This window comes from Nonomuraea sp. NPDC051298 (assembly GCF_055586305.1).
The window spans coordinates 120,738-134,273 of record NZ_JBVJIM010000013.1; the positions used below are offsets into that span (position 1 = coordinate 120,738).

The 13,536-nt window shown below is 72.0% G+C and carries 14 protein-coding genes; 6 read left to right on the plus strand and 8 right to left on the minus strand.

Annotated elements, in window-relative coordinates; genetic code table 11:
• Window positions 1-12 precede the first annotated feature (12 nt).
• The 4 genes from ACZ6S0_RS32215 (at window position 13) to ACZ6S0_RS32230 (ending at window position 3,169) form a co-directional block, all read left to right on the plus strand.
• Complete coding sequence (locus tag ACZ6S0_RS32215) at window positions 13-795, plus strand: hypothetical protein (RefSeq protein WP_465923064.1); 783 nt, start codon at window positions 13-15, stop codon at window positions 793-795.
• A gap of 59 nt (window positions 796-854) precedes the next feature.
• Window positions 855-1,718, plus strand: coding sequence for a DUF2268 domain-containing putative Zn-dependent protease (locus tag ACZ6S0_RS32220; RefSeq protein WP_465923065.1), 864 nt, complete (start codon window positions 855-857; stop codon window positions 1,716-1,718).
• 268 nt (window positions 1,719-1,986) lie between these two features.
• Window positions 1,987-2,550 carry a ClpP family protease gene (locus ACZ6S0_RS32225; protein WP_465923066.1) on the plus strand — a complete coding sequence of 188 codons (564 nt, stop codon included), beginning with the start codon at window positions 1,987-1,989 and terminating at the stop codon, window positions 2,548-2,550.
• Window position 2,551: 1 nt separating this feature from the next.
• Window positions 2,552-3,169, plus strand: coding sequence for an ATP-dependent Clp protease proteolytic subunit (locus ACZ6S0_RS32230; RefSeq protein WP_465923067.1), 618 nt, complete (start codon window positions 2,552-2,554; stop codon window positions 3,167-3,169).
• Between the two features lie 138 nt (window positions 3,170-3,307).
• On the opposite strand, the gene ACZ6S0_RS32235 is transcribed toward ACZ6S0_RS32230, so the two are convergent.
• The 5 genes from ACZ6S0_RS32235 to ACZ6S0_RS32255 form a co-directional block, all read right to left on the minus strand.
• On the minus strand, window positions 3,308-4,060 hold the full coding sequence (locus ACZ6S0_RS32235; RefSeq protein WP_465923068.1) for a class I SAM-dependent methyltransferase: 753 nt from the start codon (window positions 4,058-4,060) through the stop codon (window positions 3,308-3,310).
• Between the two features lie 130 nt (window positions 4,061-4,190).
• The gene (locus tag ACZ6S0_RS32240; RefSeq protein ID WP_465923069.1) at window positions 4,191-5,126 is read right to left on the minus strand and encodes an arginase family protein; all 936 of its coding nucleotides are present in this window, start codon (window positions 5,124-5,126) and stop codon (window positions 4,191-4,193) included.
• Between the two features lie 10 nt (window positions 5,127-5,136).
• Window positions 5,137-5,763 carry an MFS transporter gene (locus ACZ6S0_RS32245; protein ID WP_465923070.1) on the minus strand — a complete coding sequence of 209 codons (627 nt, stop codon included), beginning with the start codon at window positions 5,761-5,763 and terminating at the stop codon, window positions 5,137-5,139.
• Between the two features lie 518 nt (window positions 5,764-6,281).
• Window positions 6,282-6,638, minus strand: a complete 357-nt coding sequence (locus tag ACZ6S0_RS32250) for a hypothetical protein (RefSeq protein ID WP_465923071.1) — start codon at window positions 6,636-6,638, stop codon at window positions 6,282-6,284.
• A 124-nt stretch (window positions 6,639-6,762) separates the two neighbouring features.
• Window positions 6,763-7,410: a TetR/AcrR family transcriptional regulator gene (locus tag ACZ6S0_RS32255; protein ID WP_465923072.1), complete on the minus strand. Its 648-nt coding sequence runs from the start codon at window positions 7,408-7,410 to the stop codon at window positions 6,763-6,765.
• Between the two features lie 126 nt (window positions 7,411-7,536).
• On the opposite strand from ACZ6S0_RS32255, the gene ACZ6S0_RS32260 reads away from it, so the two are divergent.
• A complete protein-coding gene (locus ACZ6S0_RS32260) occupies window positions 7,537-9,018 on the plus strand; it encodes an MFS transporter (RefSeq protein WP_465923073.1) in 1,482 nt (493 codons plus the stop codon).
• 210 nt (window positions 9,019-9,228) lie between these two features.
• A complete protein-coding gene (locus tag ACZ6S0_RS32265; RefSeq protein WP_465923074.1) occupies window positions 9,229-10,365 on the plus strand; it encodes a serine hydrolase domain-containing protein in 1,137 nt (378 codons plus the stop codon).
• 148 nt (window positions 10,366-10,513) lie between these two features.
• Here the strand turns inward: ACZ6S0_RS32265 and ACZ6S0_RS32270 are convergent, their stop codons facing one another.
• The 3 genes from ACZ6S0_RS32270 to ACZ6S0_RS32280 all read right to left on the minus strand — a co-directional run bounded on the left by ACZ6S0_RS32270 (window position 10,514) and on the right by ACZ6S0_RS32280 (window position 13,473).
• Window positions 10,514-11,368, minus strand: coding sequence for a lytic polysaccharide monooxygenase (locus tag ACZ6S0_RS32270; protein WP_465923075.1), 855 nt, complete (start codon window positions 11,366-11,368; stop codon window positions 10,514-10,516).
• 129 nt (window positions 11,369-11,497) lie between these two features.
• The gene (locus ACZ6S0_RS32275) at window positions 11,498-12,877 is read right to left on the minus strand and encodes a sensor histidine kinase (RefSeq protein WP_465923076.1); all 1,380 of its coding nucleotides are present in this window, start codon (window positions 12,875-12,877) and stop codon (window positions 11,498-11,500) included.
• Between the two features lie 290 nt (window positions 12,878-13,167).
• Entirely contained in the window at window positions 13,168-13,473 is a 306-nt protein-coding gene (locus ACZ6S0_RS32280) for an SCO4225 family membrane protein (protein WP_465923077.1), read from the minus strand.
• Between the last annotated feature and the right edge of the window lie 63 nt (window positions 13,474-13,536).

A 13,536-nucleotide genomic window follows, 5' to 3' on the forward strand; every position in this document is an offset into this window, starting at 1 on the left:
GTCTGTGCTTTCATGGCAAACGTGGCAAGTCCCCTGCAGTCCCTGCAGTATGGCGATCCGCCCCAACTGGGGCCCTACGTGGTGCAGGCGCGCCTGCACGCGGCGCCCGCCGGCTTCGTGTACCTGGGCCAGGCGCCGGACGGGCGTGCCGTGTCGCTGGCGGTGCTCACGAGGGGGGCCGCGTACGACGCCGCGGCGCGTGACCGGTTCGTGACGGCGATCAAGGAGTCCAGGGGCCGGGAACGGTCCGGGATGCTGGGCTGGCTGGGGCGTTCCGGGCGGGCGCGGAGCGCGGTGCTGGAGGGCGCGCCGGAGGTGCTGTCCTTCGACGGGGGACGGGCGCCGTGGGTGGCGGTGCCGTACGCGCCGGGGCGGCCGGGGGCGGAGCGCTTCCTGGAGCCGGTCATGGTGGGCGGGACGCTGATCGGGCAGGCGCACGGGCCGGACTTCGTACCTTACTGGCTGACCGATCGCGCGCCGGCGCTGCCTGGGCAGGGGCGACGCCGCCCGCCGCTGACCGAGACGCGCAAGCGGGTGCTGCTGGCGGCGCTGGCGGTGGTGCTGCTGCTCCTGCTGGTGATGGCGATCTTGTTGCTGCTGGTGTTCGGGCGGAGTGACACCGAGGTGCAGCCGCGGCAGTTGCCGCCGACGGTGTTCGTTCCGACGCCCCCGCCGACGCCGCAGACGCCGGTGCCGCAGCCCTCGCCGTCGCAGTCGCCCTCGCCGACGGGGAGCGGGCAGAGCACGCCGGGGCGGACGCCCGGTGAGGACCCGGGCGACGAGGCCCGCTTGTGAGGCCCCTTCATCCGGGCGACTTGAGCCTCACGTAACGGGAGGCTTTAGCGTCCGCAGGCATGGAATTCATCGTTCACGACACGCTCACGGCGATGGCCGCCCTGCTCCAGGAGCCGCTCGAGCGGCGGCCCGGCGCGCTGCGGGAGCTGCTCGCGCCCATGCGCCAGGCGATCCCCATGCCGGGCGACATCGTCGACCTCCACCACCGGGGCGGCGGGTTCCGGGTGGACGCCGACGACCCGCGCTACCTGCCCGCCGTCCGGCGGATGATCGAGGCCGACGTGCTCGGCCAGGTGCGGCACGAGCTGGACCGCGCGTCCCGGCTGCTGAGCGGCGCCGCGCAGGCCGAGTCGTTGCGGGTCATGTTCGTGCTGGGCAACCCCGACGACGGGCATCTGATGACCACGACGGGGGGCTACTACGGCATGGGCGGCGCGCCCGGGTGGCTCTATCTGCTGGCCTGGCCGTCGGAGGAGGTGATCGGCCGGATCGCGCACCTCGCGGTGCACGAGTTCCACCACAACGTGCGGTACACGAACGTGGAGTGGAACCCGGCGACCGTGACCGTCGGGGAGCACGTGGTGGCCGAGGGGCTGGCCGAGGCGTTCGTCAGGGAGGCGTCGGGGCCGCGGGCGATGGGGCCGTGGTCGTCGATGGTGACCGGGGAGGCGTTCGAGCGGGCCCTTGGACTGATCATGGCGGACTTCGAGCTGGCGGGGATGCGGCACACGTCCGCGTACGTGCTGGGGGACAGCGCGGCGCGGAACTTCGGGCAGGAGCCGCGCGGCATTCCCGACATGGCGGGTTATGCGGTGGGGCTGCACCTGGTGGACCGGGCGCTGGCCGCGACCGGGCTGAGCGCCGCCGAGGCGACCGTGGTGCCGGCCGCCGAGTTGATGCGGCGCGGAGGAGTGCGCCCGTAGCGGGGCGGGTCGTTCCCGGATGGCCGGTGGCCGTTCGTGGCCGGGCGGTCGCCGGTCCTTCGCGTGAGCACCGGTGGCGTGCGGTCGCGGGTCCTTTGCGCGAGGTGTGGCGGGGGCCATCTCACATTCGGGATTGCCTGTCGATAAAAATTCGCTCTCGGAGTAATGCGCTTTAAGAGAAATGCGCCGCCAGCGAAAACTTTCTGGAATTGCGGTCGCCCGGGACTAACGTTTTTCGCAGAAATACCCGCACAGAAAGGCGTCCGTCATGACGGAGACCCAGCGCGCGGCGTGGCCTGATCAGCTCAGCCAGCGCCTGCTCAAGGAGCGCATCGTCGTCCTCGGTCAGGAGGTCGACGACGACATTTGCAACCGGCTCTGCGGTGAGCTGCTTTTGCTGGCGGCCGAAGATCCCCGGCGCGACATAACGCTTTACATCAATTCGCCGGGCGGCTCCGTGCAGGCGGGCATGGCGCTCTACGACATGATGCAGTTCATTCCGTGCGACGTGCAGACGGTGGCGATGGGCTTCGCCGCGTCGATGGGTCAGGTGCTGCTGTCGGCGGGCGCGAAGGGCAAGCGCTACGCCCTGCCCAACGCCCGCATCGTGATGCACCAGCCGCTGGGCGGCATCGGCGGCTCGGCCAGCGACATCCAGATCCAGGCCGCGAACATGCTCTACACCAAGCGGCGGATGGCCGAGATCATCGCCCGCCACACGGGTCAGCCGCTGGAGCGCATCCAGGCCGACTCCGACCGCGACCGGTGGTTCACCGCCCAGGAAGCCCTCGACTACGGCATCGTCGACCACGTCGCGGAAGGGATGAACTGAGATGAGCGGGCGTTATGTGCTGCCCTCGTTCACGGAGCGCACCTCGTACGGTTTCAAGGAGATGACGCCGTACAACAAGTTGTTCGAGGACCGGGTGGTGTTCCTGGCGGCGCCGATCGACGACACCGTCGCCAACGACGTGATGGCGCAGTTGCTCACGCTGGAGTCGCTCGATCCCGACCAGGACATCAACCTCTACATCAACTCGCCGGGCGGGTCGTTCACCGCGATGACGGCCATCTACGACACGATGCAGTACGTCCGGCCGGAGATCCACACGGTCTGCATCGGCGAGGCGGCCTCGGCGGCGGCCGTGCTGCTGGCGGCCGGGTCGCCGGGCAAGCGGGCCGCGCTGCCGCACGCCCGGGTGCTGCTGCACGAGCCGCACACCGAGGGCGGGCGCGGGCAGGGCAGCGACCTGGAGATCCACGCCAGGGAGATCCTGCGGATGCGTGACCAGCAGGAGGAGATGCTGGCCCGGCACACCGGCAGGGGGATGCTGGAGATCAGGAAGGACATCGAGCGCGACCGTATCTTCACCGCCGAGCAGGCGCGGACGTATCGGCTGATCGACGACATCTACGCGTCTAGGAAGCGGACGCTCGCGGTGACCCGCTGAACCCTCCTGCGGGCGGATCGGGGTGCGGCGCGACTCGTTCCTGGCGGCACGCCGCCACCCCCTTCCACGCGTCAGGACGCTCGCGACGGTCCGCCCGGCCGCCCCGCCGGGCGAGGGAGGACCGCCACGTTCGGCGGCTCACTGGCCGGAGGCGAACCGGTCGGAGGTGAACCGGTCCGGGGTGAACCGCCCGGAGGTGGGCCGGTCGGACGTGAGCTGGTCGGAGGTGAGCTGGTCGGAGGTGAGCGAGTCGTCCGTCCGGTGGGCGTGGGCGTGGGGGCCGGTACGGGTGCGGGGGCGGCGGGCGACGTAGACCCTTGCGGGTGGCAGGTTGCGCCACACCGTCATGGTGGTGACGACCTCCTCGAACTGCGCCCGCAGGCCACCGTGCAGCCGCCGGGCCGGCGCGGCCCAGCGCGTCCAGTTGTAGGCGAACTGCGTGTAGACCCCTTCGGGCGAGAGCACCCGGGCGACCGACTCGATCAGCGGCGGTTCCCCGGCGTAGGCGACCCACGGGAGCCCGCTGACCACGACGTCCACCCTCCACACGCCGAGTCCGGCCAGCAGGGCGGGCAGGCGTACGGCGTCGTCGCACACCACCTCGACCGACGGGTACGCCTGGGCGATCTCCGCCGCGAACCGGTCGTTGAGCTCCACCACGACGTGCCTGCCGCGGCCGTTCAGCCGCCGTTGGATGGCGGAGGTGAACGCGCCCGTGCCCGCGCCCAGCTCCACCACCACCGGCTCTCCGCGCTCCGCGACCCCCACCACCATGTGTTCCGCCAGCTCCGCCGAACTCGGCAGCAGCGCGGCCGTACGCAGGGGCGATCTGATGAACTCCCACAGGAACCGTCCGCTGCCGGTGCCGCGGCGCCGTTGATCCGTCGTCACAGTTCCCACTCCCCGTGCCCGCTCTGCCGTCTCACTGGCACCCTTGCGTACGCGTGGATGGGGCGAATGGCAGGAAGACAACTCACGGGTTAACAGGAGGGATCTTGGCGGACGGGTCAGGCGTGCGCCGTCAGCGCGGAGAGGCGTCCAGGAGGAAGACGCACTCCATCGCGGCCTGAGCCGCGAGGCTGCCGGTCAGGCCCGCGTGGTCGTGCGGCGGGCTGACGGTGTTGACGTCGAAGGCGGCGAACTCGAGCCCGCGCATCCCGCGCAGGATGCTCAGCCCCTCCCGCACCGAGATCCCGCCCCAGGACGGCGTGACCACGCCGGGCGCGGCCGAAGGGTCGAACACGTCCATGTCCCAGCACAGATAGACAGGGACGCCGTCGAACCGGGCGCGGATCCGCTCGACGAGCGCGGGCACGCCGATCGCCGTGAACTCGTCCATGGTGACGACCTCGTAGCCCAGGTCGCGGGCCACGCCCACGATGCCGGGGTGACCACGGTGGGCGGTGTCGCGCATGCCCACGTGCAGCGACGAGGCGGGGTCGATCAGCCCTTCGGTCACGGCGTGGACGAAGGTGTTGGCGTTGTTGTACTCGTAGGGGTAGATGCCGTCGTAGGCATCGGTGTGCGCGTCGAAGTGGAGGACGGCGAAGCCGCCTTCACGCTGCCGCTTCAGTGCGCGGAGCTGGGGGAGCGTCACCGCCCCGTCGCCGCCGAGGGTCAGCGGCACCGCACCCGCCGCGAGGATGCGCGAGACCTCCGCCTCGATCGCGGGGAAACTCCTGCCGACATCGCCCGGCAGGACGTCGACGTCGCCCGCGTCGACCACGCCCAGCTCCCGGAGCAGGTTCGCCCCGAACCCGTCGAGATGTTCGGCGACGAGGGCCGAGTGCGTCCGCACATGCGCGGGACCGGAACGCGCGCCGACTCTGGTGGGGTGATAGCCCATGTCGAAGGGCACGCCCAACACGACGAGCCTGCTCGCTGACAGGTCGTCGCCGAAAGGGACCCCGAAGAGGGTGCCGACCGGTGACACGGACATCGCGTCCACAGGCGTCATCTCCGACATGTTAGCGACCTTCGTCGCGCGGGGCACTGGCGCGGGCCGAGCGGGCCGCGTGACGACGCGTGTCTGCCCTTCGACGCCGGAGCGTCAGCGCGCCCGCCGCCATGGCCGCCATGGCGGCCGCGGCGGCCGCCATGGCGGCGAGGGCGGCGAGGGCGGCGATCAGCGCGGTGCCGGTGAAGCCGAGCATGCTGGACAGCGCGCCGAACGCGAAGGGAGAGACGGAGGCGCCGCTGTAGATGCCCACCTGGACGGTGCGGCCGGCGCTCTCGGTCCGGCTGGGCACCAGGCGCAGGGTGGTCGCCAGCAGCAGGCCGGTCCAGGCCCAGCCCGCCGAGAAGCTCAATACGGCACCGGCCACGAACAGCACTGGGGAGCCGGTCGCGATCAGGACCAGGCCGAGGGCGCCCGTCGCCATCATGGCCGTGATGACGGCGGGGTTGTGGCGGGGGGCCAGGTCGGTGAGCGCGCCGGCCGCCAGCCGTACCGCGATGGCCAGGACCGCGCTCAGTGACAGCAGGTTGCCGGTGAGGGGAGCGGGCAGTCCTGCGTGGCCGCCGAGCTGGACGAAGTAGGTGGCCACGGCGTTGTTGCCGGTCGCCGAGAGCGCGGCGGCCAGCGCCCATAGCACCAGGACGCGGCCGGTCGTCGCTGGGACAACGATCGGTTGTCGCCCGCGGCCGTCCGCGAACCGGCCGTCGGGGAACCGGCCGTCGGGGAATCGGCCGTACGCGAACCGGCCGTTCGTGAATCGGCCGTCCGCGAACCGGCCGTCGGGGAATCGGCCGGAGTGGGAGCGGCCGGAGTGGGAGCGGGCGCAGAGGGAGCGGGCGCAGGGGGAGCGGGCGCAGGGGGAGCGGGCGTCTTCGCCAGCGGGGCGAGGACGATCGGGAGCAGGGCGATCAGCCCGGCCACGAGCATGGAGACGCGCCAGCCGTACTGCGGCACGACGAATGCCACCGGCACGCCGGGCAGCAGTGTGGCCGCGCCGAGTGCCGCGCCCACCAGGCCGGTGGCCGGCGAGCGGCGTGCGCCGGGGCGCGGGCGGCGATCAGGCGTCCGGCCGCCGGTTGGACGAGCCCGTTGGCCAGGCCGCCTGCGACGAGCCGCGCCGTCAGCCGGTCAGGGTGTGTACCTGCGCGGTCACGGTCATGACCACGGCGGCGGCCAGCGCGGCGATCGCGAGCGAGGCCGGTACGGGCAGCCGGGCAGCCGGGTGGCCAGGCGCTTGGCGATGGGTGAGCCCAGGGCGGTGGCGGCGTTGAAGGCGCTCATGGCGAGGCCGAGCGCGCTGCGGGAGCTGTTCAGGTCGGCTTCGATCGACGTGGCGAGCGCGCCGACGGCGAAACCGGGCATCACCGCCACGGTTGCGGTGAGCGCGGTGGCGATCAGGCCGGGCCAGCGGCCGGAAGGCCGGTCGGCGGCCGCACCCGTGGTGGTGGAGGCGGGCGGGATGGGGACGTGCGCGGAGGGCGCGGCAACCGGCCCCGTGGAAGCGGGGTTCATGAAGAGACCTTGCGGAAGCAGGGGTCCGGCCGGCCGGGGTTCTGACGGTCGCCCGCCTCCAGCGGTGAGGTGGGCGGCCCCGGCAGATCCACGACGTGACGCGGCGGCTGCTCGGGGGCTGTGGTCAGGGGTCCTGTGGTCGGGGGGCCAGGGCGGGCGGTGCGCCGGGGAGGGGGCCGGGGGCGGGGGCGCGCAGGCCGTCAAGGACGACCTGGAGGTTGCGGTCCCACTGGCGGGCGCCCGCCTGGAGGCCCAGGGTGTGGGGCCCGGTGGAGGACGCGGCGACCATGAGGAACGCCACGTCCTCCCAGGTCACGTCCGTACGCATCGCCCCGGCCCGCTGGGCTCGCTCCACCAGGAGCCGGATGCGGTCGCGCAGCTCGGCTCGGGAGTGGTCCAGAACGTCACCGAGGCGCTTGTTGACGTCGCACAGCTCGTTGCGGAGGTGAATGTAGGACAGGGCGAAGCTGGTGAAGCCCGCCCAGGGGTCCGGATCGGCCATCCCCTTGTCGCCCTTGGCGATGATCTCCCCCAGCACCTCGCCGAGGACCGCCTCGAGGAGGGCCTCAAGAGAGCCGACCCGGCGATAGAACGTGCCGATGCCCACCCCGGCGCGACGCGCGATCTCATGGGCGGTGATCTCGCCGCCCTCTGTGGCGGCCTGGCGGGCGGCGGCGACGAGGCGTTCCAGGTTGCGCCGGGCGTCGGCCCGCGGGCGCCGGCCCGAGCCGTCGTCCAGGAGCCGGTCCACCGCGGGTGCCGTTGCCGTCATGCGGACAGCCTAGCAATAAGTGGACAGTTCCAGTCCGATTCAACTGGGCGTGGGGCGTCCGGTTGCGTTAGCGTGTCAATCCGGACGCGTTGCGTCCGCTTAGATTTCAGGGGTCGGAGGTCGATCATGTCCAAGGTCCTGCCGGGCCCGATGAAGATCACGGCGCTGGCCGCCGGGTTCGTCATGGCGAGCCTGGACGCCACGGTGATGCAGGTCGCCGGAGCCACGATCCAGGAACGCCTGCACGCCTCCCTCTCCCAGCTCACCTGGGCCGTGGACGGCTACGTCCTCACCTTCGCCGCCCTGCTGATGCTGGCCGGCGGCCTGGCGAACCGGGTGGGCGCCAGACGGGTCTACATGTGGGGAATGGCGATCTTCGGCGGCGCGTCGCTGGCCTGCGCCCTGGCGCCGGGCATCGAGACGCTGATCGCGGCGCGGTTCCTGCAGGGGGTCGGGGCGGCGCTGTTCATGCCCAGCTCGCTCGCGCTGTTGGTGCGGGCCTTCCCCGACACGCGCGAACGCACCAAGGTGCTGGGCATCTGGTCGGCGATCGTCTCCTCGTCCATGGCGCTGGGCCCGACGGTCGGCGGCATCATGGTCGGCGCGTTCGGCTGGCCCAGCATCTTCCTGGTCAACCTGCCGGTCGGCCTCGCGGGCATGCTCCTGACCCGCCGGTACATCACCGAGTCGGAGGGGGACGCCCGGCCGCTGGCGGTTCCCGGGCACGCCGCCGTCATCGTCGGGCTGGCCGGCATCAGCTTCGCATTGATCGAGGGGCCCCAGCTCGGCTGGAACTCGGCCCCGGTGATCGGCTCCCTCGCCGCCGCGACGCTCGCCGTCGTCCTGCTCGTCGGCCGCGAGCGCCGTACCGGCAACCAGGTGATGCCGTGGACGCTGTTCCGCGGCGCTCGCTTCGCCGGGGCCAACGCCGTCGGGTTCCTGTTCAACGCCGCGCTCTACGGCTCGCTGTTCATGATCGGCCTGTACGTCCAGCACGCCCGCGGCGCGGGCCCGCTCCAGGCCGGGCTCGAGATCCTGCCCCTGACGATCTTCATCCCGGTCGGCAACATCGTCTTCGCCCGCGTCTCCGGGCGGATCGCGGCCGGTCCGCTGCTGGCCGTCTCCTTCGTGGTCGCGGGGGCCGCCTCGCTGGCCCTGGTCGCGCTCTCGCCATCCACCCCGTACTGGATGCCGGCCGTCGCCCTCGGCCTGACCAGCATCGCGGGCGGCTTCATCTCCCCCGCCATGACGGCGGCCACGGTGGACGCGGCGGGCACCCGGCACGCCAACATCGCCGGTTCGGTCCTCAACGCCAACAGGCAGGTCGGCTCCCTCGTCGGCATCGCCTCCATCGGCGCCGTCCTGGCCGTCGCCCCCGGCTGGACCGCCGGAGCGGCCCTGTCGTTCCTCCTCGTCGGCGCCGCCTACCTCGCCGGGGCGCTGATCGCCTGGCGCCTCATCCACCTGCCCGACCGGCGCCGGGCCATCGCCGCGACCGGGACCGCGACCGGGACCGCGACCGGGGCCGCGACAGGGGCCGCCGTGTCCGGAACGGTCCCCGTGCCGCGGCCCGACCCCGCCCGGGAGGCGTCCCGGCCGGGTCAGTGATCTTGCTGACGCCGGTGCCGCGCCGGGCTGTCGTCCGCGGTCGTTCTCCACTGGCCTTCCGTGTCGCCCAAGACGGCTCGGATCGGTCACCCGGTGGGATCCGGGCGCTGGCATGCGCGCTGCAAGTGCGGTGCAGGCGGGGCGGGCTATCTGTGGAGGGAAGGGGCCCCGCGGCATCGCAGGGGCATCGTGCTCGCCACAGGAGATCCGATGATCAGTCTCATCGCGCACGCTCGGCGCCTGGTGCTGCTCGCCCTGGCAGTGTCCACGGCGACCGCCACCGCCACCGTTGCAGTCCCCGCCGCTGCCGCAGTCCCCGCCGCTGCCGCAGTGCCCGCCGCTGCCGCCGTGCCCGCCGTGGCCGGGGGTGCCGCCGGGGCCGTGTCCGCCGCCGCCCAGGCTCCCGTACAGGACCGTGTCCACGCCGCCTTCCGGGCCTGGCTGTTCGACAACAAGATCAGCAACGCCGGTCTGGCCGTGATGCGGGACAACCAGCTCGTCGGCTCCTACGGCTCCAACGAGATGTCGGCGGAGACGCCCGCGCCCGTGGCCTCGCTCTCGAAGGCGATCACCGCGGTGTGCGTCATGTCGCTCATCGACAACGGACGGCTCCGCTTCGACACCCGCCTCAGCTCGCTCGGTGCGCGTTTCCGCCGGGCGACCGGGCCGTGGTCGAGCCGGGCCGTCGGTGACATCACCATCGAGCAGTTGCTCCGGCACCGCAGCAGGATCTCCGCCGACCCCTCCCAGAAGGGGCTGGGCGACGTGCCGAACTCCGCCTCCGCCGACCTGACCCTCATCCGCCGCGCGCTGGCCCAGCCGCTGCTGACGATGCCGTCGGGCGACGTCTACAACAACATCAACTACGCCCTCCTGGGGTACGTGATCAGGACGGTCACCGGTGAGTCGTACGAGAGCTACTGCCGCCGGGTGGCGCTGGCGCCGCGCGGCGCGGGCCAGGCGAGGATCGGGGCCGGCACCCGGGCGATGGGGGCGTTCGGCGGGTGGGAGATCTCGGCCGTCGACTACGCGATGTTCGCCCGCGCCTTCGACCCCCGCACGCGGCTGCTGAGCCCGGCGGCGCACCGGTTCATCGACGCCAAGGCCAACTCGCGCTCGCCGAGCGCGGCGCTGGGGGTGTTCGTGGTCGCGACCCCGCAGGGCCGCAATGTGTTCCACCACGGGAGCTGGCAGTCGTCGGCGACCACGCCGAGGCAGTTCGGCGCGTTCTTCGCCATGTGGAACAACGGGATCTCGGTGGTCGCCACCTTCGACAGGAACGTGACGGACGCCGCCCGCCTGGCGCTGGACAACACCCTGCGCAAGGCGGCCTACAGCCGCGCTTAGGCGATCGGCCGAGCCGCGGCTGCAGGCCGCAACGGGGCATCGGACGAGGCCGGGCGCGGCTCCCCGGCCTCGGCCGAGGCCAGGCGTGGCGCTCCGGCCTCGTCCGGTGGGCGGGCCCTGGCCGGGCCCGCAGGTGGTCATCGACGGGTCAGACGCGCTTCCACAGGGCGGGCACGTTCGAGGGCTCCCAGCCGGTGAGGGAGGTGTGCGGCTGCGTGCACTCGTACGTCAGGCCGCCGTAGGTGACCCGGTCACCGGCCCTGTAGGCCGTGCCCGCGCTCCACGTGCCACCCGGCTGGGTTGGGGTCGGCGTGGGGGTCGGCGTCGGTGTGGGGGTGGGCGTCGGGGTCGGGGTCGGGGTGGGTGTGGGGGTGGGCGTGCCGCCGCCGCCGAAGTCCACGTCCGAGCAGGTGTAGAAGGCCTCGTTGCTGCCCACCACGCGCTGCCAGATCGAGTAGAGGATGTGCCTGCCGCTGCGCTGGGGCAGGTTGATGGTCCAGTTCGTGAACGTGGTGGGGTTCTGGTTGTTGAACGTCTGGATGTGCACGAGGTCGGACCACTTGAGCGGCATGGTCGGGTCCCAGCCGGCACGCGTGATGTAGAACTCGAAGTTGCTGTTCCCGTGCGGCGCGGACGCGTGGTAGGTCAGCGTGAAGCTGCCCGGTCGCACCTGGGTGGCGGGCCAGTCGGCGCGCTGCAGGTCGAGCCCGCGGTACTTGTCGCGGCCCGCGCTGCAGAGCTTGCCGTCGGGGATCAGCTCGCGGTGCCGTCCACCGGCTTCGAGGAGCGACACCTCGTTCCAGTCGTAGTAGGCCTGGGTGCCGCCGGCGGCCACGGCGGCCTTGCAGGCGGCGGACTTCGGCGTTTCCGGACCCTCGTTCTTGCAGACGTAGACGCGGCTCGGCGGATTGGACATGGTGCCGTGGGCGTTGGCCGCGGACGCCGGCAGGAGAACCAGCATTCCGGTGGCAGCCGTCACGGCAGCGATCGTGCTCTTGCGCACCTGTGCTCCTGGGGGGATGAAGACAGGAATAAAAAGGAAACCTTCCTAAGAATTAACGATTATCGACGGCTGCGCAACCCGCCCAGGTCAGGGGGTTGCTCCTGCTCCTGCAGAGCCGGAGTTCGGCGATCACGGATGCGGGGCGAGGGGGAGGCAGAGGACGAAACGGGCTCCGCCGGTGCCCGGTGCCGGGTCGTGGGCGGTCAGCGTGCCGCCGTGGCTCTCGGCGATCAGCCGGGCGATGGGCAGGCCGAGCCCGAACCCCCCGGCGTCCCTGCTGCGCGCCGCGTCCAGCCGGGTGAACCGTTCGAAGACCGTCTCGCGCTGGTCCGGCGGGATCCCGTCGCCGTCGTCGAGCACCTCCAGCACGGCGGTGCCGCCCGCGAACCCGCCGTCCCGATCCGCCCGCTCCACCTCCCGCCGGACGACGAGGGTGATGGTGGTACGCGCGTGCCGCTCGGCGTTGTCGAGCAGCCGGCCGACCAGATCGTGCAGCTTCGACGGCTGCCCCGCGACGAGCACGCCGGGCGCGAGGTGGGCGATGACGTTCTTCGTCCAGAGCCGCTCGCCCCGCGCCGAGGTGACCACCTCCGCCAGGTCCACCGCCTGCGCGGGCTCGCGGGCGCCGAAGTCGATCCCGCTGAGCATCAGCAGCCCGGTGGAGACCGCCTCCAGCCGGTCCAGGCTGGGCAGTACGGCGTTGCACAGCGTGAGCACGTCGGTGTCCTGCGGCGCCATGAGCGCGTCCTCCAACTGCACGCGCATCGCGGCGATCGGGGTGCGCAGCTCGTGGGAGGCGTCGGTGCTGAAACGCCGCTGCTCCGCGATCGCCCGTTCCATCCGGTTGAGGCAGAGGTTGACGCTGCCGGCCAGGTAGTAGATCTCGTTCTTGACCTCCGGGACCGGGACCCTGCCGCTCGGGTCGGTGCTGCGGATGTCGTCGAGCCGCCGCTGGATGTGCGCCACCGGGGCCAGGCTGCGCGCCATCAGCACGCGGGCGCAGACGGCCGCGGCCCCGGTGAAGACGGCCGTCCCGATGAGGAGCACCGTCGCGAGCCCCTTGTGGACGTAGAACGGCAGCGACGGCGACGCGGCGTAGACGGTCCAGGAGTCGTTGTCGCGGTAGACCCGCTGCGCGACCACGATGTCGCAGTGGCCGGGGCCGAACACCGCGCCGCAGATGACACCGCTGGCCGTGCGCTGCGGCGACGGCATCCGCGCCGTCAGCGCGGGCTTGCCGCGCAGCTCACGGCTGGCGGCGACCACCCGTCCGTGCGCGTCGACCACCTGGATGGGATGGATCAGGCCGGTCGGGATGGTGGGCAGCGGGGCGACGTGGTCGTTCCGCTGGACGTAGTACGCGGCCAGCTCGGCGTCGGCGCGTACCTCGTCGGTGAGGCTCAGTGTGGCCGCGCGGTGGTCCACCCCCAGCAGTATGGCGGAGAAACCCAGGCAGAGCAGGCAGACCGCGATGCCCGTGAAGAGCGCCAGCCGGTTTTGCAGGCTCATCGCGCCGCCATGCCTGGCGCTTCGGGTCTCACAGCGTTTCCTCCGGCCTCCCCGAGGTGACGTGTCAGCCGTACCGGATCGGCCGGCTGCGACGGCCGCGTTCGGGCCGCATCCGGGCGAAGGTGCTCCCGCGGGGACCCGGTGGCATGGCGAGCACATCGGCGCGGCTCCCCATGGCCACCGGGCCGTAACGGCCGCCGACCTCCACACTGCCACCCAGTTCCTACAAAGAAGGTCAGAGAGGTGGCAAATAGATGTTTCACTACGACAAGCGCAAAAGTGTTATTACGCTACGGCGCATGGAGCGCGGGGCCGCGCAGAAGACGCCACATCAGGTACGCCTGCAGCAGCCCCGCCGCCGCGAGGGCCACGAGGAGCCACGCCGGGTCCACGGAGTCGGGAGGGAGCAGGGACCAGCCCCACCAGATCAGCGGCCCGAGGGGGAACGTGACGACCATGAGGGCCACGGCGGACACCAGGATGGGATCGTGCACGGTGAGCAGGATCACCATGGAGACGACGCCGAGGGCCGCCACCAGGCAGGCGTACACACCCGCCAGAGCCGCCGCGACGCGGCCGTTGCGGTAGCGCCTCATCCCGTCACGCCTTCCTCCGGCATCTCGCGGTCGTCCCGCCCGGTGTCGCGCGCTCGGTCACGA